This window comes from Micromonospora sp. WMMD967, assembly GCF_029626165.1.
GTDB classification, from domain to species: domain Bacteria; phylum Actinomycetota; class Actinomycetes; order Mycobacteriales; family Micromonosporaceae; genus Micromonospora; species Micromonospora taraxaci.
On the sequence record NZ_JARUBK010000001.1, the window covers coordinates 3,422,641 to 3,446,073 of the forward strand.

Genomic DNA, 23,433 nt, shown 5'->3' on the forward strand with positions numbered 1-23,433 from the left:
TCGACGGGGGCGCACCGACGCCGGCCATCGAGACCGGTCGTCCTGAGGGGGCGGTGTGACCACTCCCGCCGGCCACCTCCCGGCGCTCGCCGCCGCCGTCCTGCAACCCGGGTTCGTCGGCACCACCCCGCCACCGTGGGTGTGCCGCTGGCTCGGTGAGGGCCTCGGCGCTGTGGTGCTCTTCGCCCGCAACGTCGTCGACCCCGCACAGGTGGCGGCGCTCACCGCGACGCTGCGCGCGGAACGGCCGGATGTCATCGTCGCGATCGACGAGGAGGCCGGCGACGTCACTCGACTCGAATCGGTGCACGGCAGCACCCGGCCCGGCAACTTCGCCCTCGGCGCGGTCGACGACCCGGAGCTGACCGAGGCGGTCGCCCGGGACCTCGGCGTCGAGCTGGCCGCGGCCGGGGTGACCCTCAACTACGCCCCGGACGCCGACGTCAACTCCAACCCGGACAACCCGGTGATCGGCGTGCGCTCCTTCGGCGCCGACCCGGCGCTGGTCGCGCGGCACACCGCCGCCTGGGTACGCGGGCTCCAGGCCGGCGGCGTGGCCGCCTGCGCCAAGCACTTCCCGGGCCACGGCGACACCCGCGTCGACTCCCACCACGACCTGCCGCGGATCACCGCCGACCGGGACCGGTTGGACGCCTGCGAGCTGGCCCCGTTCCGGGCCGCCGTGGCCGCCGGCGCGCAGGCGGTGATGACCGGCCACCTGCTGGTACCGGCGCTCGACCCGGAGCTGCCGGCCACACTGAGTCAACGCATCCTGGGCGGGCTGCTCCGCGACGAGATGGGCTTCTCCGGTGTGGTGGTGACCGACGCGATCGAGATGCGCGCCGTCGCCGACCGGTACGGCTTCGCCGGGGCGACCGTCCGCGCCCTGGCGGCGGGCGCCGACGCGATCTGCATCGGCGGCGAGCGGTCCGACGAGGAGGCGGCGCGCGAGCTGCGCGACGCCATCGTCGCCGCTGTCGTCTCCGGTGACCTGCCCGAGGAGCGACTCGCCGAGGCCGCCAAGCGGGTCGGGCAACTCGCCGCCTGGACGATGGCCGCCCGCACCGCGGGGTCGGCCGGGCGGCGCGACGCCGCCGACGTCGGGCTGGTCGCCGCCCGCCGCGCCGTCCGGGTCACCGCCTCCGGGAGCGCGACGGACGCGTTGCCGCTGACCCGCGCGGCGTACGTCGTCGAGTTCGAGCCGCTTCGCAACATCGCCATCGGCGCGGAGACCCCGTGGGGGATCGGCGCCCCCCTGGGTGAGTTGCTGCCCGGCACCAGCACGGTCCGCTACGCCGAGCCCGACGTGCCGGCCGACCCCGGTGCCGGGGCGGGCACCCGCCCACTGGTCCTGGTGGTCCGCGACCTGCACCGGCACGACTGGATGCGCTCCGCTGTGCACCGCGCGTTGGCCGTCCGGCCGGACGCCGTGGTGGTCGAGCTGGGCGTGCCGGAGCTGGTGACCGGGTCGGTGCACCTGGCCACCCACGGCGCCACCCGGGCCAGCGGCTGGGCGGCCGCTGAGGTGCTGACCGGCGCCCGCTGACCGGTCCGCGCCGGTTGGCGGGCCCGCGCCCGCTGACCGGCCCGCGCCCGCTGACCGGCCCGCGTCAGGGCAGGTCGGCCACCAGGTCGGCGTACTCGGGGTGCTTGTCGATGAACGCCGCCATGAAGGGGCACTGCGGCACCACGGTGGCCCCCCGGGTGCGGACCTCGTCGAGGGTGCCCCGGATCAGCGCGCCGCCCACGCCCTTGCCCTGGAAGCCCCGGTCCACCTCGGTGTGGGTGAAGACCAGGACCTCCCCGCGCATCAGGTACGCGGTGAAGCCGGCCAGCGCGTCGTCGACCAGGATCTCGAAGCGGCGCTTCGCCGGGTTGTCCTCGACCAGGGTGCTCATCCGGCCATTGTCCCCGCGCCGTCGGCCAGCGCGTCGAGTTCGGCGAGCAACCGGTCCACCTCGTCGGCGGTGTTGTAGTGGTAGATGCTGGCCCGCACCGCGCCACCGCTGTCGCGCAGGCCCATCATCTGGAAGTACTCGTAGGCGTAGTAGTCGCCGACGGAGAGACAGAACCCGGCGGCGCCCAACGCCTCCTGGGTGGCCCCCGGCGACATCCCGGCGACCCGGAACGAGACCGTCGGGCAGCGACGTGCCGGCGAACCGTAGACCGTGACGGCCGGCCGCTGCGCCAGCCCGGCGAGCAGCCGGTCGAGCAGTGCCTCCTCGTGCGCCTGCGCGGCGGCCAGCCCGGCCCGCAGCCGCGCCCGCCGGTCCCCGACCGCGTCCGGGTCCAACCCCGCCAGGTGATCCACCGCCGCCGTCACACCCGCGAGCAGCGGGAAGCTCGGCGTGCCGTACTCGAACCGGTCCGGCACCGCGTCCGAGGACGGCACCAGCTTCGCCGGGCGCAGCGCCGCCCACCGGGCCGGGTCGGCCACCATCGCCGCCAGGTGCGGGCCGGACCACTTGTACGCGCTGGTCACCACCACGTCCGCGCCGAGCGACGCCAGGTCGGTCGGGCCGTGCGGAACCGAGTGCACCCCGTCGACGTGGACCAGCGCGCCGACCGCGTGCGCGATCTTGGCGATCGTCGGCACGTCCGGCATGGTGCCGATGGCGTTGCTGCCGGCGGTCACCGCGACCAGTCGGGTCCGCTCACCGACCAGGTCGGCGTATTGGGCGGCGGGCAGTTCACCGGTGCCCCTGTCGACCTCGGCCCAGCGCACCGTCGCGCCGGCCGCCTCGGCGGCCTGCACCCACGGTCGGATGTTCGCGTCGTGGTCGAGCCGGGACACCACCACCTCGTCACCCGGACGCCAGGTCGCGCCGAGCGTGCGGGCCAGGGTGTACGTCAGTGCGGTGGCGCTCGGGCCGAGCACCACGCCGGACGGGTCGGCGCCGAGCAGGTCGGCGACCGCCGAGCGGGCCTCGGCCACCAGCTCCAACGACCGTCGACCCGGCACGAAGGCGGCGCTGCGGTTGCCGACCGCCGACCGCATGGCGTCGGTGACCGCGTCGATCACACCCGCCGCGGTCTGGGTGCCGCCGGCACCGTCGAAGTGGACGAAACCCTCGGTCAGGGCGGGGTACGCGGCCCGGGTGCGGGCGATGTCGAACGGCATGTCCCGGACCCTAGCCGGGGCGGTTCCCGCGCTCGCCGCTGCCTCGGCGTCGCGGGCGTCTCGTACCCTTGGCGGGGTGACGAACCGACCCGCCACCATGCCCATGCCCCCCGCCCGCCGCGTCGCCGGTCTCTTCGCCGGTCTGGCGCTCGGCCTCGCCATGCTCGCCGGTTGCAGCTCCCAGGGCGCCTCCACCGACTGCGGACTGGACGCCTGCACCGTCACCTTCGAGCGAGGTGTCGAAGCGAGCACCACCATCCTGGGCGTCGAGGCCAAACTGGTCGGCGCCGACGGCGACCAGGTGACCGTCGAGGTCGCCGGTGAGCAGCTCAGCCTCACCATGGGCCAGCAGGCCGCCGAGGCCGGCGGTTTCGCGGTCACCCTGGACAGCGTCACCGACCAGCAGGTCAAGATCCGCGTTTCCCGCAACCCGGGTAACTGATCCACGCCGGGAGGCGGTGGCCGACGTTTGGAAATCGTCGGAATCGGAGATTGTGACGCCATGTCACTCACCCGTAGCGCGCAAGCCACCGCCTCCCGAACGGCGGACAGCCGGTGGCTGGAACTTCTCGCCCGGGCCGGCTTCATCGGCTACGGCATCGTCCACCTTCTCTTCGCCTGGTTGGCGTTGCAGATCGCGTTCGGCACGTCGTCCGACGACGGCGACCAGTCCGGCGCGCTGCGTACCCTCTCCGAACAGCCCCTGGGTAAGTTCCTGGTCATCGCCGTCGCCGTCGGCCTGCTCGCGATGGCGATCTGGCAGGCGTTGGAGGCCGCCAGCGGGCACCGCGCCGAGCGGGGCAAGGAGCGGGTCATGGAACGGGTCGCCTCGGCGGGCCGGACCATCGTCTACCTCTACTTCGCCTGGACCGCGTTCAAGGTCTTCAAGGACGCCGGGTCGAACAGCGCCGACCAGCAGGAGGCGCTGACCGGCAAGCTGATGACCTCCAGCGGCGGCCGTTGGCTGGTCGGCCTGGCCGGTCTGGTGCTCGCCGCGATCGGCATCGGCCTGGTCATCTACGGGGCCCGCAAGAAGTTCGAGAAGCACCTGAAGACCGGTGAGATGAGCCCGAAGACCCGTCAGTTGGCCCGCCGACTCGGCATGGCCGGATACATCGCCAAGGGCGTCGCGTACGGCATCTCCGGTCTGCTGATCATCGTGGCGGCGGTCAACTACGACCCGGAGAAGGCCCGTGGTCTGGACGCCGCGCTGCACACGCTGCGCGAGCAGTCGTACGGCATGTTCCTGCTGACCCTTGTCGCCCTGGGCATCGCCGCCTTCGGCGTCTACTGCTTCCTCCAGTCCCGGTACCGCAAGGTCTGAGCTGGTCGATACCGCGGACATCGGGCACTCTTGGGCTTTTGCCCGGAGTGCCCGACGTCTGGTCGAAGGGAAGCAACGGAGCTGTGCAGAACTATCTCGAAACGGCCGTCGCCGCGCTCGTCGCGGCGGCGGTCGCTCTCTTCCTGGTCGAGGTCGTCCACCGGCTGACCCGGCGGTTCGGCCGTCGGTCGCAGCTGCTGACCGAGCTGACCGATCACGCCCACCGTCCGTTCCAGGTCGCCGGGACGGTCCTCGCCGTGCAGTTCGCCGTCCGCTTCAGCACCGGGTACGCGGTCGGCGACAGCTGGCGCCGCCTCTTGCTGCACCTGCTCGTCCTCGCCGTCATCGCCACGGTGGCCTGGTTGGTGGCCGCGCTGCTGGTCGTCGTGGAGGACACCGCGCTGGCCCGGTTCCGGGTCGACGTACCGGACAACCGGCACGCCCGGCGGGTCCGGACCCAGGTGGTGATGCTGCGTCGCCTGACCATCGCGGTGATCGTCATCCTGACCGTCGGCGTGATGCTGATGACGTTCCCCAGCGTGCGGGGCATCGGCGCGGGTGTGCTGACGTCGGCCGGTGTGGTCGGTGTGGTGGCCGCACTCGCCGCGCAGAGCCTGCTCGGCAACGTCTTCGCCGGCCTCCAGCTCGCCTTCAGCGACGCCGTCCGGCTCGACGACGTGGTGGTCGTCGAGGGGGAGTGGGGTCGGATCGAGGAGCTGACCCTTAGCTACGTGGTCGTGCAGATCTGGGACGACCGGCGGCTGATCCTGCCCACCTCGTACTTCACCACCAAGCCGTTCCAGAACTGGACACGGACCGAGTCGGCGGTGCTCGGCACCGCCGAGTTCGACGTGGACTGGGCGGTGCCGGTGCAGACCATGCGCGAGGAGCTGCGCCGCCTGGTCGAGGGCACCGAGCTGTGGGACGGACGGGTGTGCGTCCTGCAGGTCACCGACGCCACCGGCGGGATGGTCCGCATCCGCGCGCTGGTCAGCGCCGCCGACGCGGGCAGTCTGTGGGACCTGCGCTGCCTGGTGCGGGAGCACCTGGTGACCTGGATCCGGGACAACCGCCCGACCGCGATGCCCCGGGTGCGCACCGAACTGGGTGACTCCACCAGCAACCTGCCCTGGCAGTGGGTGCAGCCGCGGCGGCCGGTACGCCGCCGGTCCGACACCGAGGCGCCCGACGACGCCCGCGTCTTCGGCGGCAGCGACGACGGCGACGCCCGCAGCGAAGCCTTCGTGGGCCCTGAAGAAACCCGCCCCTAACCCGCCCACCCCACCCCACCCCACCCCCCCGGCCCACCCCAACCCGCCCCCGCCCCCCTGGACCGTGACGATCATGGACTTGCCGGGCTGGTCCGCCCGGTTCGTCCACGTCAACCTCATGATCACTGCGGCCGGAAGGGGGTGGGGTGGGAGGTTTGGTCGGGCTTGGGTGGGGGATGTGCTGCCGGACGTCTCTGCCACGATCGCGGCATCGGCCGGCGTGTTCGCGGCGCGGCGTGCGGACAACGCGGACGGTCGGCTGCTCGGCGCGCTTTAGGATTGACGGGCGGCGACTCCGGGCATACAGCGCGGTGATGAGGAAAGGAGGACAGCATGGCTGACGTGGCGAACGCCCGCACATCCCACAACGGGAGCGAGCCCTCCACCGCCGAGTTGGTGCAACGGGCCACCGAGCAGGTCTCCCGTCTGGTGCGGGACGAACTGGCGCTGGCCCGAGCGGAGTTGACCGAGAAGGGCAAGCACGCCGGCATCGGGATCGGCCTCTTCGGCGGCGGCGGTGCGCTGGCGTTCTTCGGCCTGGGCGCGTTGGTCGCCACGGCGATCCTGCTGCTCGACCTGGTGTTGCCCGCCTGGGCCGCCGCGCTGATCGTGGCGGTGGCCTGTTTCCTGGTGGCCGGCATCCTCGCCCTGGTGGGCAAGAAGCAGGTCAGCCGTGCCGTCCCGCCCGTGCCGGCGGCGACGGTCCGCAGCCTCCGGGCCGACGTGGACACTGTCACCGCCGCGGTGAAGGACAGGGGGCGGCAATGACGGGCAACGGGACCGGCGACACGGAGGCGCTCCGCGAGGAGATCCGTCGCACCCGGGTCGAGCTGGGCGAGACGATGGAGGCGTTGGCCGCCAAGGCCGACGTCAAGGCGCGCCTGAAGGAGTCCGCGGGGCAGGCGAAGGAGCGGATGCGCGAGCAGGCGGCGCAGACCGTCGCCCGGGTCCGCGGGCAGGCCGTACGTGGCGCCGGGATGGCGCGGGCGCAGGCCCACCACAAGGGTGAGCTGGTGCGTGACAAGGGCGAGTTGGTACGCCGCAACCCGGTGCCGTGGGCGGCCATCGCCGCCGGTGCGGTGGCCACCGTGGTGGTGTTGATGATCGTGCGGGGGAGGCGTAGGTGAGCAAGAGCATCAGCCGGGTCGCGTACCGGCCGGTCGGCGTGTTGTTGGGTATCGCCGCGGGCACGGTGGCCGGGGCGATCTTCCGGCAGGTCTGGAAGGTCACCGCGGGCGACGGTGAGGCGCCGAACGCGACGGACGAGGATCGCGGCTGGGGCGAGATCCTGGCCGCCGCGGCGTTGCAGGGAGCGATCTTCGCGGTCGTCCGGGCCGCCGTGGATCGGGGCGGCGCGGTCGGCGTCCGCCGGATGACCGGCTCCTGGCCGGACTGACCACAGCGACGTCGGCCCCCTTCCCGCATCGATGGGAAGGGGGCTTTCGCATGGGTTCGTACGCCGCCCAGCGGATCTCGGGCATCCGTCAGGTCACATGTCGGAGAAATTCGTCGGAGAGGTCGTGACAGACTTTTTGCGTACGTGATTTGCTGGTCCACGCTGTTGAGAGATGGCGTGGGTTGAGAGAAGTCTCCTTCGTGGGGCCACCTCAGGCGCCGCTGCTCGAAAACGGCCAATCGGCCGGACGGCGTGCACGGCCACCAGTTTTTAGAGGGAGATACACATGGCTCAGGGAACCGTGAAGTGGTTCAACGCTGACAAGGGCTTCGGCTTCATCACCGTCGATGGTGGGGGTGCTGACGTGTTCGTCCACTTCTCGGCCATCCAGACCAGCGGCTACCGCTCGCTGGAGGAGAACCAGCGGGTGGAGTTCGAGATCGCTCAGGGTCAGAAGGGCCCGCAGGCCGAGCAGGTTCGTCCCATCTGAGTGAGACGGCCGGCCCCCACCGGCCAGTGGGACGACCCGGCCAGGGTCGTTAAAAGCCCTGCACCCCTCCCGGGGTGCAGGGCTTTTCCACGTTCAGGTTCGGCGGCGTGAGCGCAGACCGAACCAGAGCACCACCAGCCCGCCCAGTGACACGAGCGGCCCGAGCACCGCCCAGATCCGCTCGTCGGTCATCAGGCTGCCGGTGACGTAGCCGAGGCCCTGCACCGTCCACACCGCACCGATCACGACGGCCAACAGGCCGAGGGTGAGCGAAAGCCAGCCCCTCATCACGTCCCCTCTCCGCCGGCGGAGGCAGCACGCCGCCCTCCAGCATGGCCGGCCGCGCGGCGCGGCGCGAGCACCCCGCGAGCGCGGGTCACCACCGGTCGTGCACCTGCGGGCGGATCAGCTCGTCGTAGATCTCGCGTACGGCTGCCAGTTGCTCGTCGGTCAGCGGCGACAGGGCCGCCGTCGCGGCGTTGCGCCGGGCCTGGTCGGCGTCGCGGGCACCGGGGATGACCACTGTGACGCCCGCCTGGTCCAGCACCCAGCGCAGCGCGAACTGCGCCATCGTGCGGTCCGCGTCGACCAGCGGCGCGAGCCGGCGGACGGCGGCGAGCCCCTGCTCGAAGTCGACACCGGAGAACGTCTCGCCGACGTCGAACGCGGCACCCTGCCGGTTGTAGTTGCGGTGGTCGTCGGCGGGGAACTGGGTGTGCTCGTCGTAGCGGCCGGAGAGCAGGCCACTGGCCAGCGGCACCCGGGCGATGATGCCCACACCGGCGGCCGCGGCGGCGGGCAGGACCTGCTCCAACGGCTTGTGGCGGACCGCGTTCAGGATGATCTGGACGCTCGCCACACCCGGCCGGGCGATGGCGGTGAGGGCCTGGTCGCAGGTCTCGACGCTGACCCCGTACCCGGCGATGGCCTTCTCGGCGACCAGGGTGTCCAGGCCGTCGAAGACCTCGTCGGAGGAGAACACGGCGGTGGGTGGGCAGTGCAGCTGGACCAGGTCCAGCGTGTCCATGCCCAGGTTGGCCCGGGAGCGGTCGGTCCACTGCCGGAAGTTGGCCAGGGTGTACGCCTCCGGTCGCTGCTCGACGCGGCGGCCCATCTTGGTGGCGACGGTGAGCCCGGCGTCGGGCCGGGAGCGCAGGAAGCGGCCGATCAGTTGCTCACTGCGGCCGTCGCCGTACACGTCGGCGGTGTCGAGGAAGGTGACTCCGGAGTCCACGGCGGCGCTGAGCACCGCCATCGCGTCGGCCTCGCTGACGGTGCCCCAGTCGGCGCCGAGTTGCCAGGCGCCCAGGCCGACCGCGCCGACGGTCCGGCCGAGCCGGGTGAAGCTGCGCTGTTCCATGCCCCGAGCCTAGTGATCGGGTTGCCGCCATGCCACGTGAGCCGTACCGTAAAACAAAACGGACGTACGGTTTGGGAGGCGAGATGTGGGATCCGACGGCCTACCTGCGCTATGGCGACGAGCGATCCCGACCCTTCCACGACCTCGTCGCACGGATCCCCGCCGGGCGACCCCGCGCCGTGGTCGACCTCGGATGCGGCCCCGGCCAGCTCACCGCCACCCTCGCCGAGCGGTGGCCGACGAGCCGGGTCCTCGGCCTGGACTCCTCAGCTGAGATGATCGACCGGGCCGCCGCCCTGGGCGCTCCCGTCGACTTCGCGCTCGCCGACCTGCGCGACTGGCGTCCGACCGGCGACGAGGACGTGGTGGTCAGCAACGCCGCGCTCCAGTGGGTGCCCGGCCACCAGGAGCTGCTGCGCCGCTGGGCCGTCGAGCTGCCCGCCGGCGCGTGGCTCGCCATGCAGGTCCCCGGCAACTTCGACGCTCCGTCGCACCGCGCCCTGCGCGAGGTCGCCGATCAGCCGACCTGGCGCGGTGTTGTCGCCCCCCTGCTGCGCGCAGACCCCGTCGACGACCCGGCCGACTACGCGGCGTTGCTCACCACCGCCGGCTGCGCGGTGGACGCCTGGGAGACTACCTACGTGCACCTGCTGCCGGCTCGGCCCGCCGCCGAGCACCCGGTCCTGACCTGGATGGAGGGCACCGCGCTGCGCCCGGTCCGGGCCGCGCTGGACGCCGCCGGCTGGTCGGCGTTCCGCACCGAGCTGGGGGTACGGCTCACCGCCGCGTACCCGGTGCGGCAGGGTCAGGTGTACTTCCCGTTCCGCCGCGTCTTCGTCGTCGCCCACACCGGCGACCATGCCCACGTCGCCGGCACCGGCGACCATGCCCTCGTCGCCGGCACCGGCGACCATGCCCCCGTCGCCGGCACCGGCGACCATGCACAGGAGAACCAGTGACCGATCTGACCACCTTCATCGCCGGCCTGCCCAAGGTGGAGCTGCACGTGCACCACGTCGGTTCCGCCTCGCCCCGGATCGTCGCGGAACTGGCCGCCCGCCACGAGGGACGCAGCCCTGTCCCGGCCGACCCCGAGGCGCTCGCCTCCTACTTCGAGTTCCGCGACTTCGCGCACTTCGTCGAGGTGTACCTGAGCGTGGTGGACCTCATCCGCGACCCGGAGGACGTCTGGATCCTCACCCACGAGGTGGCCCGGGAGTTGGCCCGCCAACAGGTCCGGTACGCGGAGTTGACCATCACCCCGTACTCGCACGTGCGTCGGGGCATCCCCGCGCCGGCGTTCTGCGAGGCCATCGAGGACGCCCGCCGGCGCGCCCTGGCCGACTTCGGCCTGGAGCTGCGCTGGTGCTTCGACATCCCCGGCGAGGCCGGCCTGCCCGCCGCCGAGGAGACCCTGCGCATCGCCCTGGACGAGCGGCCCGCCGGGCTGGTCAGCTTCGGGCTGGGTGGCCCCGAGATCGGCGTACCCCGGCCGCAGTTCCGGCCCTACTTCGACCAGGCCCGCGCGGCCGGTCTGCGCTCGGTGCCGCACGCCGGGGAGACCACCGGGCCGCAGACGATCTGGGACGCGCTGAACGAGCTGGGCGCCGAGCGGATCGGGCACGGCATCTCCGCCGCCCAGGACCCGCAGCTGCTGACCTACCTGGCCGAACGGCAGATCGGGATGGAGGTCTGCCCGACGTCCAACGTACGGACCCGGGCGGTGGCCAACCTCGACGAGCACCCGCTGCGTCAACTCGTCGACGCCGGGCTGCTGGTCACCATCAACTCCGACGACCCGCCGATGTTCGGCACCACCCTCAACGACGAGTACGCGGTGGCGGCCCGCCTCCTCGGGGCCGATCGCGAGGGCGTGGCCGGGCTGGCCCGCAACGCGGTGACCGCGTCCTTCCTCGACGCCGCCGGCAAGCAGCGGATCGCCGCCGAGATCGACGCGTACGTCACCGGCGCCGCCTGAGCCGACGCGGCCGGGGTCGAGGGGGAGAGCAGGGCGCGCGGCGGGAGCGTGGGTGTGGGGGGACCTGAGACTCCCGCCGCGCGCGCGGCTTCACCGGCCGTGGGTGCGTGGTGCGCTCGACCGGTGAAACTGTTGGGTTCCTGCACTGATCCTGTCAGCCCACAACCGTTGCGGCTCGGTCGTTAACCGCGATCTAAGGAAGACTTGCACCGGGGCACAACCCGGGTCGGCACTGTCACTCGTCGGTCGGGCGCTGGCGCGGCCAGCGCCGGCCGGTGGCCTTCGTGTCCCGGGCGTCACGCGCCATCCGACCCACCAGACCGAACCGACTGACCTGACGGGGCGTCGCCTCCGGGTCGGCCAGCAGCATCACCACGCTGGCCCCGCCCAGCCGGGCGCGGTCGATGCTCACCGAGCCGTTGGCCTGCAACGCCACCCGCTTCGCGATGTCCAGACCGAGCCCGGTCGAACCCTGGTCGCTGGCCCCCCGGCGCAGCGCCCGGTCCGGGTTGGCGATGCCGGGTCCGGCGTCGTCGACCCGGATCGCCACGTAACCGTCCCGCCGCGACACGGCCACCTCGAACGCGGTGCCCTGCGGTGTGTAACGGAAGACGTTGCCGATCACCGCGTCCAGCGCGGCGGCCAGTTCGGCCCGTGGCACCGGGGCGGGGATGCGCAACTGCGCGCCGTTCACCCGGTGCGGCCGGTTCTGGTCACCGGCCAGCGCCGCCCAGAACACCATCCGGTCCCGGACCACCTCGCTGACGTCGCACATCGCCGGCCCGGCCTCGTGCGCCACCGCCTTGCGGGTGGTCTTGATCAGCACGTCGATCTCACCCTCCAGGGTGACGATCGCCTGCCGGATCCGTCGGATGCCACGGAGCCGGTCCAACTCCGCCGGGCTGAACGAACCCACGCTGGTGTCGTCGGACTCCAACGCCTCCGCGTCCAACCGCAGCACCGTCAACGGGGTACGCAGACGATGCGACAGATCGGCCACCAGCTCCCGCTCGTCGGTGCGGGCCGCGTCGAGCCGGTCGGCCATCCGGTTGAAGGCGTACCCGGCCTCGGCCAGTTCACGGGGACCGGTCGGCTCGACCCGTACCCCCAGGTCGCCGTCGCCGATGGACAGCGCGGCCTTGACCAGACCCCGGGTCGAGTCCACCGCGCGGGCGGCGACCCGGTCGACCACCAGCACCGCTGCCCCGGCCATCGCCGCGCCGACCGCGAACAGCAGCATCCAGGTGCCGCCGCCCTCGCCCAACGACGAGTCCGGGAGGAACACCTCGACCACCGCCGTCCGGTCACCGAGGACCACCGGGTCGAGTCGCACCACACCACCGTCGACGTCGACGACCGACGACCGTCGGTCGGCTCGCGCCTGGTCCAGGTCGCTGCCGCCGGCCCGACCAGCGGACTCGTCCAACCCCAACCCGTGCACCACCGGCGGGAAGTCGGACCCCTCGGCGCTGGCCACCACGGCACGCTCGACGGCCGCCGGGTCCGTGCTCACCGCCAGCGCGCCGGTCACCAGCGCACTGCGCCGGGCCGCGTCGGCGATCGCCTCGTCCCGGCTCTGCTCGCGCAGGCTGAGCCCGAGCGGGATCAGGAAGGCGAGCGCGACGAGACTGCACATGCCGGCCGTGAGCAGGGCCAGCGCCGTCCTCAGTCCGGTGCCACCAACCGGAATCCGACCCCCCGCACGGTGCGCAGGTAGCGCGGCTTCGCCGCGGACTCGCCCATCTTTCTGCGAAGCCAGTACAGGTGCACGTCGATTGTCTGGTCCTCGCCGACCGATGGCTGCCGCCATACCTCCTCCAAGAGTTCCCGGCGGGACACTACCCGCCCAGGTCGCGCGGCGAGATACGCCAGCAGGTCGAATTCCTTACGGGTCAGCGCCAGTGGCTCCCCGTCGAGCAGGGCACTGCGCTCGCCCACGTCCACCCGGAGCCCACCGACGCTGTGCACCGCCGGCTGCACCGTCCGGCTGGCCCGCCCGGCCCGGCGCAGCACTGTGGTGATCCGCGCGTCCAGGTGCGCCCCCGTGAACGGCTTGACCATGTAGTCGTCCGCGCCCGCGCGGAGCAGCTTCACCACGGACTGCTCGTCGTCGCGGGCGGTGGCGATGATGATCGGAACGTCGGTGATGCCCCGCAGCATCCGCAGCGCGTCCGAGCCGTCCAGGTCGGGCAGGCCCAGGTCCAGTACCACCAGGTCGGGTGTCTCCGCGGCGACCCGACGCAGCGCGTCCAACGCCGTACCCACGGCGTGCACGGCATGCCCACGATCGGTGAGGGACCGCAGCATCGCGCCGCGTACGACGTGATCGTCTTCGACCAGGAGCACGGAGGCCACGACAAGACCGTACTTGGCCTGGCAAGTTGATCGCGTTGCGGCGTACCCGAGGGGCGAGCCAGCTGGTACGACGATGTCGTTCACGCTGTTCGTCGATGCCCGACTGACGCTGTGACGCCGCGCCCGCCCGGCCGCCCAGGGTCTGTCCTGGGCGTGATCGCCTCGGGTCTCCGGAAGTCGGGCCGTCCTCGCGACCGGGATGCCGCGGTTTCCGGAAACCCGAGTCGATCAACGAGAAGCGGGCACCGGCTCGGCCGGCGTCGCGCCTTCGGTCGGGGCTGCGGGTTCGGCCGGCGCTGCGGCTTCGGTCGGGGCTGCGGGTTCGGCCGGCGTCGCGGGTTCGTCGGTGCGGCGACCGGTCACTTCGGCGAGGGTCGGGGGTTGGTCCGCCTTCCCGGTCGCCTCGGCGAGCGTCAGGGGCTCGGCCGGGCCGCGTCGGCGCCACCGGCTGACGAGCCAGCCGATCGCCGCACCGCCACCGAGCCCGGCGAGCAGGCCGGCGGCCAGCATCCCGTCGGCGCTGCCCGACTCCTCGCCGGCACCGCCGGCACGAGCGGCCGGGTCGTCGTCGGCACCGTTGCCCGGGCCGGCCGGCGCGCCGGGGGCCGGTACGCCGTGGCCGCCGCCGTGTGCGGCCGGTCCGGCAGCGCCCGGGGCCGCCGGCAGCAGGGTCAGCACCGGGGCGCGGTGCGCGCCCGTCGCGTCCGCCCACCGGACCACGGTGCCGTCGGCGTACGTCTGGACGACCTCGAAGGTGAGCCGCTCCGCCTGCGGCATCGGGCCCATGGACAGCGCCAGCCGGGCCGGCCCGGACCCGCTCTCGCCGACCCGGACCCAGGTCACCGCCGTGGTCACAGTGCTCACCCCGGAGGAGTGGATTCCGGCCAGCGGCTTGTCCAGGGTGCGGGAGCTGAGCCGGGGCGCCCACCCGTCCACCGACATCGGGTAGACCTCGGCGATCGGCGCGTCGGCCGGCAACCGGACCTCGATCTGGTTCGTCTTCGTGCCGGCTCGATCCTCCGGCACGGTGAATTCGAGGCGTACGGCGTCGCCCTGCCGAGCCTCGGTCGGGGTGGTCGTCACGTCCGCCGCGGACGCCGCGCTGGGCCAGAACAGCAGCCCGGCGGCGGTCAGCGCGGTCACCGCCGCGATCCGCCGTCGGCGCTCGCCGCCGTGCGTGCTCGCCATCTCGTGCCCCCATCCGTGTTCGTGCGGCCGGCACCGGTTTCCGGCCACACCTGGTAGTTCGGCCGCGGAGGGCGAAAGGTTCAACGTGGCCGGCAGGAAGGTGCCCTTCCGGACCCCGGGAGGGTGGACCGATAGCATCGGCAGGAGCCGAGGATCGGCACCGTTTCGTACCGCTTGGAGGAGTCACCGTGTCCGCACCCCGTACCCCCGCCGTGGCCGACCCCGTCGTCGTCGCCGCCGGGACGACGGCGGCCGACGCGGTGGCCGCGGCCGGACTGCCCGCGAACGGCCCCAAGGCGATCGTCGTGGTCCGCGACCCGCAGGGTCAGCTGCGTGACCTGGACTGGTCGCCGGCCGAGGAGACCGTCGTCGAGCCGGTCAGCCTTGACTCGCCGGACGGGCTCAACGTGCTGCGCCACTCCACCGCGCACGTCCTCGCCCAGGCCGTGCAGGACGTCTTCCCCGAGGCCAAGCTGGGCATCGGCCCGCCCATCGAGAACGGCTTCTACTACGACTTCGACGTCGACAAGCCGTTCCAGCCCGATGACCTCAGCAAGCTCGAGAAGCGCATGCAGGAGATCATCAAGTCCGGGCAGCGGTTCCGCCGTCGCCGCTTCGGCAGCCTGGACGAGGCGCGCGCCGAGCTGGCCGACGAGCCGTTCAAGCTGGAGTTGATCGAGGTCAAGGGCGAGGGCCTGGACACCGACGAGGTCATGGAGGTGGGCGGCGGCGAGCTGACCATCTACGACAACCTCGACGCCAAGGAGGACAAGGTCTGCTGGTCGGACCTGTGCCGGGGCCCGCACCTGCCGACCACCCGCCTGATCGGCGCGTTCAAGTTGATGCGTTCCGCCGCCGCCTACTGGCGCGGGTCGGAGAGGAACCCCCAACTGCAGCGGGTGTACGGCACCGCGTGGCCGACCCGGGACGAGCTCAAGGCGTACCTCAAGTTGCTGGAGGAGGCCGCCCGGCGCGACCACCGCAAGCTCGGCGCGGACCTCGACCTGTTCAGCTTCCCCGACGAGATCGGCTCCGGCCTGGCGGTCTTCCACCCGAAGGGCGGCATCATCCGCCGGGAGATGGAGCACTACTCGCGGCAGCGGCACGAGCAGGCGGGGTACGAGTTCGTCAACACTCCGCACATCACCAAGGCGCAGCTGTTCCAGACCTCCGGTCACCTGCCGTACTACGCGGACACCATGTTCCCGCCCATGCAGCTGGAGGGCGCGGACTACTACCTCAAGGCGATGAACTGCCCGATGCACAACCTGATCTTCAGGGGGCGCGGGCGGTCGTACCGGGAGCTGCCGCTGCGGATGTTCGAGTTCGGCACCGTCTACCGGTACGAGAAGTCCGGTGTCGTGCACGGCCTGACCCGGGTCCGGGGCCTGACCCAGGACGACTCGCACATCTACTGCACCCGCGAGCAGATGGCCGGTGAGCTGTCCACGCTGCTCAGCTTCGTGCTGGACCTGCTGCGTGACTACGGGCTGGACGACTTCTACCTGGAGCTGTCGACCCGGGACGACTCGCCCAAGTTCATCGGCGCGGACGAGGACTGGGAGGAGGCCACCGAGGCGCTGCGGACCGCCGCCGCGACCTCCGGCCTGGACCTGGTGCCCGACCCGGGCGGCGCGGCGTTCTACGGGCCGAAGATCTCCGTGCAGGCGCGGGACGCGATCGGCCGGACCTGGCAGATGTCCACCATCCAGGTCGACTTCAACCAGCCGGAGCGCTTCGGGTTGGAGTACCAGGCCGCCGACGGCAGCCGCCAGCGGCCCGTCATGATCCACCGGGCGTTGTTCGGGTCGATCGAGCGGTTCTTCGGGGTGCTCACCGAGCACTACGCGGGGGCGTTCCCGGCCTGGCTGGCGCCGGTGCAGGTGGTGGGCATCCCGATCCGTGAGGACCACACCGACTACCTGCACGGCTTCGTCGCGGCGCTGCGTGCCGAGGGGATCCGCGCCCAGGTGGACGCGGGTGACGACCGGATGCAGAAGAAGATCCGTACGGCGCAGCAGCAGAAGATTCCGTTCATGGTGATCGCCGGTGACGACGACGTGGCGGCCGGGACGGTCTCCTTCCGCTACCGCGACGGCTCCCAGCGCAACGGTGTGCCGGTCGCCGAGGCGGTGACTCACGTCCTGGACGTGGTCAGCTCCCGCACCAACATCGGCCCCTCGGCCGCCGCAGAATGACGCCCCGGTGCGTGCCCGGCCGACCGGCCGGGCACGCACCGTCGTCAGATGCCGCAGCTTGGGGCTGACCAGCCGCCGACGGCCGCGACGTGGGTGTGGTCGTTGTGGTCCGGGTAGCCGGGGCCGAGGATCTGCCCGAAGCCGTGGTAGCGGGCCTGCTGGGCCAGCCGACAGAACGACGGCGACCCGACCAGGTCGACCCCGTCGCCGTAGAGGTGTCGACTGTTCGACGCGCCGCCGACCGCGCTGTTGCAGGCGTAGCTGCGGAAGCTGCTGCTGATCGAGATCGACACGTCACCGAGGGCGTGCCGCATGGCCTGGAGCTTCCACATCGAGACGAGCGCGTTGGCGCGGGCGGTGCTCGCCGAGACCGCACCGCCGGACCAGTCGCTGTTGCACTTGTTCAGCTCGGGGTAGCTGAAGTTGGCCGGTGTGCAGTCGTCGTCCTGGAGGGCGTAGAGCCGGTTGAAGGTCTGCGGGCCGGCGATTCCGTCCGCGGGCAGTCCGTACGCCTGCTGGAAGCGGATCACCGCCGACCGGGTGGCCGGGCCGAACGCGCCGTCGAGGCCGAGCACCGCGCCGTAACCGGGGTAGCCGGCGACGCGGATCTGGAGTTGCCGGACGTCCTCACCGGACGCCCCCTGGGACAGGGTGCGACCCCAGGTGTAGCAGCCGTCCGCCTGGGCGGCGCCGGTGGTGAGGGTGACGCCGGCCACTGTGGTGGCGGCGGTCAGGGCGAGTGCCGCGAGGAGCCGGCCGAGCCGTCGAATCATGTAACCCTCCATCAATGCATGGAAGTTTCTGGATGCATGGAATCTTCATGTTTTGCTGTTGATCCGTCAAGAACTTGCAGGGTGACGTTTTCCCGTCGTGCAGGTGTCGCGGCACGCCTGCGGGGCTCCGTAGGATCGACTCGTGACAGGGGCGGAACGGCACACGGACATCGGCGGCATGGCGGACGGCCTGGAGCGGCTCTGGACGCCGCACCGGATGACCTACATCTCCGGCGAGGACCGCCCGGCCGAGGGCTACGAGAAGCCGACCGGTTGTCCGTTCTGCCGGGCCCCCCGGTTGCCGCCGGAGGAGAGCCTGGTGGTGGCCCGTGGCGAGCACGTCTTCGTGGTGCTCAACCTCTATCCGTACAACCCAGGGCACCTGCTGGTCTGCCCCTACCGGCACGTCGCCGACTACACCGACCTGGACGTGCCGGAGACCACCGAGCTGGCGTCGTACACCCAGACCGCCATGCGGGTCATCCGCAAGGTGAGCAACGCGCACGGCTTCAACCTGGGCATGAACCAGGGCGGGGTGGCCGGCGCGGGCATCGCCGCGCACCTGCACCAGCACGTGGTGCCCCGCTGGGGCGGCGACGCGAACTTCATGCCGGTGATCGGCCGCACCAAGGTCCTGCCGCAACTGCTGCACGACACCCGCGACCTGCTCGCCCGCGCCTGGCCGTCCTGACCGTCGGCGCCACGCCAGGCCGGCGCCGGTCGGGCTAGTCGGCGCGCAGCAGCGAGGTCAGCTCCGGCCAGCTCTCCACCCGGTGTACGAGCGGCAGCAGCGCCGCGCGAGCGGCGACCTCCGCCGGGCGGGGCCGGAACAGGAAGCGGTGCGGCACCGACGTCAGGTAGCCGAGCACCTCCAGCTTGTCGTCCACGAAGTGGGTCAGCCCGAGGCGCTCGGCGATCGGCGCCTTGTCTGGACGGGTACGGCAGAAGTGCAGCCGCTCGACCGGGATCCCGGTGCGCGCCGCGAAGTCGTGGTGGGCCAGCCACTCCCGGGTGCGGCGCTCGGTGGCCTCCCCGCACTTGGACACCAGGTGCACCTCGTCGAACGCCGGGCCGAGCGCCGCGAGCGCGTCGAACGCCCCGTGGACCACAGGTGTACGCAGGTAGTGCGCGCCGAAGAAGGAGGTGTCGGCGTCCCCGTCGGCCGGCTCGATGATCACGCCGCCGATGTCCACACCCAGCCTCCGCATGCGGGTGATCATGCCGCAACGGTCGGTCGGCTCGCACCCACGATTCCGGCCGCCGGATCTGCTACGCCCCGACCCGTGGAGGTGGCACGATCGGCCGATGGCAGTCACGACACGGACGTTGGGACGCAGCGGTATCGAGGTCAGCGCCCTCGGTATGGGGTGCTGGGCGATCGGTGGCCCGTGGGCTGAGGGCACCCAACCGCTGGGCTGGGGCGCCGTCGACGACGACGAGTCGGTGCGGACGGTCCGTCGCGCCCTCGACCTGGGTGTCACTCTCTTCGACACCGCCGACACGTACGGCGCCGGGCACAGTGAGCGGGTGCTCGGCCGGGCGCTCGCCGGCCGCCGGGACGAGGCCGTGATCGCCACCAAGTGGGGTTACACCTTCGACGAGGCGAGCCGACAGGCCACCGGTGAGGACGCGTCGCCCGCGTACCTGCGCACCGCCGTGACCGACTCGCTGCGCCGGCTCGGCACCGATCGGATCGACCTCTACCAGCTGCACCTCGCCGACCTGTCGGTGCCGCGCGCGCAGGCGCTGATCGGCGGCTGTGAGGACCTGGTCGCCGAGGGCCTGATCCGCGCGTACGGATGGAGCACCGACCGTCCCGACCGGGCCACCGCGTTCGGGCACGCCGCCGCCGGGGCCACCGCTGTGCAGCACACCCTGTCCGTTCTGCGGGACGCCCCGGAGCTGCTCGCCGTCTGCGACAAGTACGACCTGGCCAGCGTCAACCGGGGTCCACTGGGCATGGGGCTGCTCACCGGCAAGTACTCGGCCGGGTCGATCCTGCCCCACGACGACGTACGCGGGTTGACCCCCGGTTGGTTGGAGTGGTTCCGCGGTGGCCGGCCCGCGCCGGAGTGGCTCCGTCGGGTGGGTGCGGTTCGTGCGGCGCTCACCGCCGACGGGCGCACCCTCGCCCAGGGCGCGTTGGGCTGGATCTGGGCCCGCAGCGGCCGCACCATCCCGATCCCCGGCTGCCGTACGGTCGCCCAGGTCGAGGAGAACGCCGCCGCCCTGCACCGGGGCCCGCTGCCGCCGGACCAGTTCGTCGAGGTCGAGCGCCAGTTGGCGGCGCTGCGCACGGCGGCGCTACGCGACGCCGACCGCCCCCACTGGCCCCCGCCCACCCACCCCACCGTGCACCCCTGACGCAGCGTTTCTGACCCGGTCGGGTCCGTCCCGCGGGGCGGGGCCACGCTCCCGGCGGGTCAGGCCTGCCCACGTTCCGAACCCGAGGCGCGGATGGCGTCGCGGGTCGGGGTTCGTGCCACCCCCGATGTCGGTGCCGGCCCCTGTAGACCGATGTCGGTGCCGACCCCTGTAGAGCTGCCCCATTTCTGGGGCGGCCGCTGCGCACTCGGGCGTCGGGTGCGTTGTCGCCGCGCTGAGGGTGCGTTGTCGCCGCGCTGAGGGTGGGTTGTCGCCGCGCGCTGAGTGTGGGTTGTCGCCGCGCGCTGAGGGTGCGTTGTCGCCCGCGCTGAGGGTGCGTTGTCGCCGCGCTGAGGGCGCGTTGGCGGCGGCGCCTTGGTCGGCACGCAGCGGGAGGTAGCTGCGCCCCACATCTGGGGCAGCTCTACAGGACGCGACCATGGCGGACCCATCCGCCCGGCCCCGCCCGCCTCCCGCCCCGGTGACCTTGTCGATCATGCGAGACGAGCCGGGCGGGCAGGCGCGAGCCGGGCAGGCGCGAGCCGGGCGGGCGGGTTGGGTCAGGTGATGTGTTCTTTACGGATCTGGTCGGCCAGGTGGGCTGGCATCGGGTCGTGGCGGACGAAGTGACGGCGGAAGGTGCCGGTGCCGGCCGTCATCGAGCGCAGCTCGACGGCGTACCGCAGCAACTCGGTGGCCGGCACCTCGGCGCGCACGATCGTGCGGCCGTCGGTGTCGGGGTCGGGCTCGGTGCCGAGCACACGGCCCCGTCGGCCGGACAGGTCGCCCATCACCGTGCCCACCGAACCGTCGGGCACCCGGATGGTGACCTCGTCGATCGGCTCCAGCAGTGCCGGCTGGCCACGGTCGGCGGCGTCGCGCAGGGCCAGCGCGCCGGCGGTCTGGAAGGCCGCGTCGGAGGAGTCGACGCTGTGCGCCTTGCCGTCGACCAGGGTCACCCGCAGGTCCACCACCGGGTGCCCGGCGACCAGGCCACGTTCGAGCTGGGCGCGGACGCCCTTCTCCACCGAGGGGATGTAGTTGTGCGGCACCGCGCCGCCGACGACCCGGTCGACGAACTCGAAACCGCTGCCCGGGGGCAGGGGTTCGACCTCGATGTCGCAGACCGCGTACTGGCCGTGGCCACCGGACTGCTTGACGTGCCGACCGTGCCCCTTCGCCGGCACCGTCAGGGTCTCGCGCAGCGACACCTTGACCGGCTCGGTGTCCAGTTCGACGCCGCCGGAGCGCAGCCGGTCGAGCACCACGTCGGCGTGCGCCTCGCCCATGCACCAGAGGACCAGCTGGTGGGTCTCCGGGTTGCGTTCCAGGCGCAGCGTGGGGTCGCCCGCGACGAGGCGGGCGAGGTTACGGGCCAGGGCGTCCTCGTCGGCGCGGCTGTGGGCGACGATCGCCACCGGCAGCAGCGGTTCCGGCATCTCCCAGGGGGCGATCAGCAGCGGGTCGGTCTTGGCCGAGATGGTGTCGCCGGTCTCCGCGCTGCCCGACTTGGTGATCGCGCAGAGGTCGCCGGCCACACAGAGCGGCACCTCGCGGAGGGTCGCGCCCAGCGGGGTGTAGATGTGCCCGACCCGCTCGTCGGCGTCGTGGTCGGGGTGCCCGCGTTCGGCCATGCCGTGACCGGAGACGTGCACCGTCTGGTCGGGGCGCAGGGTGCCGGAGAAGACCCGGACCAGCGAGACCCGGCCGACGTGGCGGTCGACGGTGGTCTTGACGACCTCGGCCACGAGCGGCCCGGCCGGGTCGCAGGTCAACGGCAGCCGGGGCGAGCCGTCCACGCCGGTCACCGCCGGCAGCTCGTGCTCCAGCGGCGACGGGAACGCGGCGGTCAACACCTCCAGCAGCACGTCCAGCCCGACGCCGGTCTGCGCGCAGACCGGCACCACCGGGTAGAAGTGACCCCGGGCGACGGCCTTCTCCAGGTCGTCGATGAGCACCTCGTCGCTGATGTCCTCGCCGTCGAGGTAGCGGTCCATCAGGGTCTCGTCCTCGCTCTCGGCGATGATCCCCTCGATCAGCTCGTCGCGGGACTCGTCGATGGCCCGCTGGTGCTCCGGGTCGGGATCGCGGACGTCGGCGGGCAACCCGGCGCTGTAGTCGAAGACCCGACGGGTGATCAGGCCGAGCAGACCCTCGGTGGACACGCCGTCGTCGCCGAGCATCGGCAGGTAGAGCGGCATCACGTTGTCGCCGAAGAGGCGCTGGCAGAGCGCGACGGTCTCGTCGACGTCGGCGCGGGGCTGGTCCAGTCGGGCCACCGCGACCGCGCGGGGCATGTCGACGGCGGCGCACTCCTCCCACAGGGCGACGGTGGCGGCGTCCATGCCGCCCGCCGCCGAGACGACGAAGAGCGCGGCGTCGGCGGCCCGTAGCCCGGCCCGCAGCTCGCCCACGAAGTCGGCGTAGCCGGGGGTGTCCAGGAGGTTGACCTTGATGCCGTCGTGCAGCAGGGGTGCGCAGGACAGGCTGACCGAGCGTTGTTGGCGCACGGCCGCGGGGTCGTGGTCGCCGACCGTGGTGCCGTCGACCACGGAGCCGGCCCGGCCGATCGTGCCCGTCGCCGCGAGCAGGGCCTCGACAAGTGTCGTCTTGCCCGCTCCGGAGTGCCCGACGAGCACCACGTTGCGGACCCGCTCGGGCTCGGTCATGACCGGCGTGCCGCCGGTAGAGCCCTTCTCCTGGTTTTTCTGCGCCATCGGGCGCACCTCCCTCAGCCGGTGGTGGGTGGCGACCGCCGCGCGAGGTGGAAGCGGCCCGGGGCGAGAGCGCGGCGATATCCTCCGGTGGTCTGCTGCACAGCGGGAACGGGACGGGTGGATGGGTGAGCTGGCTCACCCCCTGGCTCGATCTCACACCCGTTGCCGGGTAGGCACAAGCCTCTCGCAGGCGCGTCGGCGGGACCGGCCGTATCGGCGGAGCTGGGCGGACCGTTATCGTGGGGACCGCCATGGCGAAGATCTTCCAAGTGTCGGCCCGCGCGGGGATGACCCGCGTCGTCGAGCCGATTGCCCGTGCCCTCCTGCGCGCGGGCGTCACCCCCAATGCCGTCACCGTCGCGGGCACCGTTGGTGTGCTCGTCGGCGCGCTCGGCTTCGGTGCCCGCGGCCATCTGGTCGCGGGCGCGTTGATCGTCACCCTGTTCGCGCTCACCGACCTGCTCGACGGGACGATGGCCCGGATGAGCGGTGGCTCCACCAGGTTCGGCGCGTTCCTCGATTCGAGCATGGACCGGGTCGCCGACAGCGCCGTCTTCGGCGCGGTCGCGTACTGGCTGGCCACCCAGGACAACTACTCCGGGGTGGCCGCCGCGCTGGTCTGCCTGGCCGCCGGGAGCCTGGTCTCCTACGTCAAGGCCCGCGCCGAGGGTCTCGGCATGACCTGCAACGTGGGCATCGCCGAGCGCACCGAGCGGCTGCTGATCGTTGGCGTCGGCGGAATCCTCACCGGCGTCGGTGTCGATCCGGCGCTGGAGATCGCGCTCTGGCTGCTCGCCGCCGTGTCGATCTTCACGGTGGGGCAGCGGATGGCGCACGTCTACCGCCAGGCCCAGCAGCTCCAGCCGGACGGCCAGGCGTGAGCGGCGCGGTGACGCGG

Annotated in this window: 23 protein-coding genes and 1 pseudogene; 14 read left to right on the forward strand and 10 right to left on the reverse strand. The window is 72.4% G+C overall.

All coding sequences use genetic code 11. The features are described 5' to 3' along the window. Positions 1–55: 55 nt before the first annotated feature. Entirely contained in the window at positions 56–1,546 is a 1,491-nt protein-coding gene (locus O7631_RS15990) for a glycoside hydrolase family 3 N-terminal domain-containing protein (RefSeq protein ID WP_278144935.1), read from the forward strand. 64 nt (positions 1,547–1,610) lie between these two features. Here O7631_RS15990 and O7631_RS15995 read toward each other — a convergent pair whose 3' ends face one another. Both O7631_RS15995 and O7631_RS16000 read right to left on the reverse strand, forming a co-directional pair. Beyond that, positions 1,611–1,898 (reverse strand): GNAT family N-acetyltransferase, encoded by a 288-nt coding sequence (locus O7631_RS15995; protein WP_278144936.1) that lies wholly within the window; start codon positions 1,896–1,898, stop codon positions 1,611–1,613. Beyond that, a complete protein-coding gene (locus O7631_RS16000) occupies positions 1,895–3,121 on the reverse strand; it encodes a cysteine desulfurase-like protein (RefSeq protein ID WP_278144937.1) in 1,227 nt (408 codons plus the stop codon). Before O7631_RS16000 ends, O7631_RS15995 begins: the two co-directional genes overlap by 4 nt. 97 nt (positions 3,122–3,218) lie before the next feature. Here O7631_RS16000 and O7631_RS16005 point away from each other — a divergent pair, with 97 nt between their 5' ends. The 7 genes from O7631_RS16005 to O7631_RS16035 all read left to right on the forward strand — a co-directional run bounded on the left by O7631_RS16005 (position 3,219) and on the right by O7631_RS16035 (position 7,602). After that, entirely contained in the window at positions 3,219–3,563 is a 345-nt protein-coding gene (locus tag O7631_RS16005) for a hypothetical protein (protein WP_278147952.1), read from the forward strand. 60 nt (positions 3,564–3,623) lie between these two features. Further along, entirely contained in the window at positions 3,624–4,445 is an 822-nt protein-coding gene (locus tag O7631_RS16010) for a DUF1206 domain-containing protein (RefSeq protein WP_278144938.1), read from the forward strand. Positions 4,446–4,528: 83 nt separating this feature from the next. After that, a complete protein-coding gene (locus tag O7631_RS16015; protein ID WP_278144939.1) occupies positions 4,529–5,716 on the forward strand; it encodes a mechanosensitive ion channel family protein in 1,188 nt (395 codons plus the stop codon). Positions 5,717–6,049: 333 nt separating this feature from the next. Next, positions 6,050–6,484, forward strand: a complete 435-nt coding sequence (locus O7631_RS16020; protein WP_278144940.1) for a phage holin family protein — start codon at positions 6,050–6,052, stop codon at positions 6,482–6,484. After that, positions 6,481–6,843 carry a DUF3618 domain-containing protein gene (locus tag O7631_RS16025; RefSeq protein WP_278144941.1) on the forward strand — a complete coding sequence of 121 codons (363 nt, stop codon included), beginning with the start codon at positions 6,481–6,483 and terminating at the stop codon, positions 6,841–6,843. Before O7631_RS16020 ends, O7631_RS16025 begins: the two co-directional genes overlap by 4 nt. Continuing rightward, positions 6,840–7,112, forward strand: coding sequence for a DUF4235 domain-containing protein (locus O7631_RS16030; protein WP_088990412.1), 273 nt, complete (start codon positions 6,840–6,842; stop codon positions 7,110–7,112). The genes O7631_RS16025 and O7631_RS16030 overlap by 4 nt, the downstream gene beginning before the upstream one ends. A gap of 286 nt (positions 7,113–7,398) precedes the next feature. Next, entirely contained in the window at positions 7,399–7,602 is a 204-nt protein-coding gene (locus O7631_RS16035) for a cold-shock protein (RefSeq protein ID WP_030338233.1), read from the forward strand. Positions 7,603–7,695: 93 nt separating this feature from the next. Here the strand turns inward: O7631_RS16035 and O7631_RS16040 are convergent, their stop codons facing one another. Together O7631_RS16040 and O7631_RS16045 are read right to left on the reverse strand one after the other, a co-directional pair. Then, complete coding sequence (locus O7631_RS16040; RefSeq protein ID WP_278144942.1) at positions 7,696–7,890, reverse strand: hypothetical protein; 195 nt, start codon at positions 7,888–7,890, stop codon at positions 7,696–7,698. A gap of 88 nt (positions 7,891–7,978) precedes the next feature. Then, positions 7,979–8,962, reverse strand: coding sequence for an aldo/keto reductase (locus tag O7631_RS16045; protein ID WP_278144943.1), 984 nt, complete (start codon positions 8,960–8,962; stop codon positions 7,979–7,981). Positions 8,963–9,045: 83 nt separating this feature from the next. On the opposite strand from O7631_RS16045, the pseudogene O7631_RS16050 reads away from it, so the two are divergent. Together O7631_RS16050 and O7631_RS16055 are read left to right on the forward strand one after the other, a co-directional pair. Next, positions 9,046–9,813 (forward strand): annotated as a pseudogene (locus O7631_RS16050) (trans-aconitate 2-methyltransferase); the annotation flags it as partial. Positions 9,814–9,917: 104 nt separating this feature from the next. Beyond that, a complete protein-coding gene (locus tag O7631_RS16055; protein ID WP_278144944.1) occupies positions 9,918–10,940 on the forward strand; it encodes an adenosine deaminase in 1,023 nt (340 codons plus the stop codon). Positions 10,941–11,175: 235 nt separating this feature from the next. Here the strand turns inward: O7631_RS16055 and O7631_RS16060 are convergent, their stop codons facing one another. From O7631_RS16060 to O7631_RS16070, 3 genes are all read right to left on the reverse strand, one after another. Beyond that, complete coding sequence (locus tag O7631_RS16060) at positions 11,176–12,576, reverse strand: HAMP domain-containing sensor histidine kinase (protein WP_278144945.1); 1,401 nt, start codon at positions 12,574–12,576, stop codon at positions 11,176–11,178. Positions 12,577–12,605: 29 nt separating this feature from the next. Then, entirely contained in the window at positions 12,606–13,295 is a 690-nt protein-coding gene (locus tag O7631_RS16065) for a response regulator transcription factor (RefSeq protein ID WP_088990407.1), read from the reverse strand. Between the two features lie 228 nt (positions 13,296–13,523). Next, positions 13,524–14,483, reverse strand: coding sequence for a DUF1775 domain-containing protein (locus O7631_RS16070; protein ID WP_278144946.1), 960 nt, complete (start codon positions 14,481–14,483; stop codon positions 13,524–13,526). A 188-nt stretch (positions 14,484–14,671) separates the two neighbouring features. Between O7631_RS16070 and thrS the strand changes: the two genes are divergently transcribed. After that, complete coding sequence (gene thrS, locus O7631_RS16075; protein ID WP_278144948.1) at positions 14,672–16,681, forward strand: threonine--tRNA ligase; 2,010 nt, start codon at positions 14,672–14,674, stop codon at positions 16,679–16,681. Between the two features lie 44 nt (positions 16,682–16,725). On the opposite strand, the gene O7631_RS16080 is transcribed toward thrS, so the two are convergent. After that, positions 16,726–17,454: a D-Ala-D-Ala carboxypeptidase family metallohydrolase gene (locus O7631_RS16080; protein ID WP_278144949.1), complete on the reverse strand. Its 729-nt coding sequence runs from the start codon at positions 17,452–17,454 to the stop codon at positions 16,726–16,728. A gap of 178 nt (positions 17,455–17,632) precedes the next feature. Here O7631_RS16080 and O7631_RS16085 point away from each other — a divergent pair, with 178 nt between their 5' ends. After that, positions 17,633–18,145, forward strand: coding sequence for an HIT domain-containing protein (locus O7631_RS16085; RefSeq protein WP_278147953.1), 513 nt, complete (start codon positions 17,633–17,635; stop codon positions 18,143–18,145). 34 nt (positions 18,146–18,179) lie between these two features. On the opposite strand, the gene O7631_RS16090 is transcribed toward O7631_RS16085, so the two are convergent. Then, positions 18,180–18,674, reverse strand: a complete 495-nt coding sequence (locus O7631_RS16090) for a hypothetical protein (protein WP_278144950.1) — start codon at positions 18,672–18,674, stop codon at positions 18,180–18,182. A gap of 85 nt (positions 18,675–18,759) precedes the next feature. Here O7631_RS16090 and O7631_RS16095 point away from each other — a divergent pair, with 85 nt between their 5' ends. After that, positions 18,760–19,818, forward strand: coding sequence for an aldo/keto reductase (locus tag O7631_RS16095; protein ID WP_278144951.1), 1,059 nt, complete (start codon positions 18,760–18,762; stop codon positions 19,816–19,818). 560 nt (positions 19,819–20,378) lie between these two features. Here O7631_RS16095 and O7631_RS16100 read toward each other — a convergent pair. Continuing rightward, entirely contained in the window at positions 20,379–22,535 is a 2,157-nt protein-coding gene (locus O7631_RS16100; RefSeq protein WP_278144952.1) for an elongation factor G-like protein EF-G2, read from the reverse strand. A gap of 251 nt (positions 22,536–22,786) precedes the next feature. Here O7631_RS16100 and pgsA point away from each other — a divergent pair, with 251 nt between their 5' ends. Further along, positions 22,787–23,416: a phosphatidylinositol phosphate synthase gene (gene pgsA, locus O7631_RS16105; protein WP_145783942.1), complete on the forward strand. Its 630-nt coding sequence runs from the start codon at positions 22,787–22,789 to the stop codon at positions 23,414–23,416. Positions 23,417–23,433 lie beyond the last annotated feature (17 nt).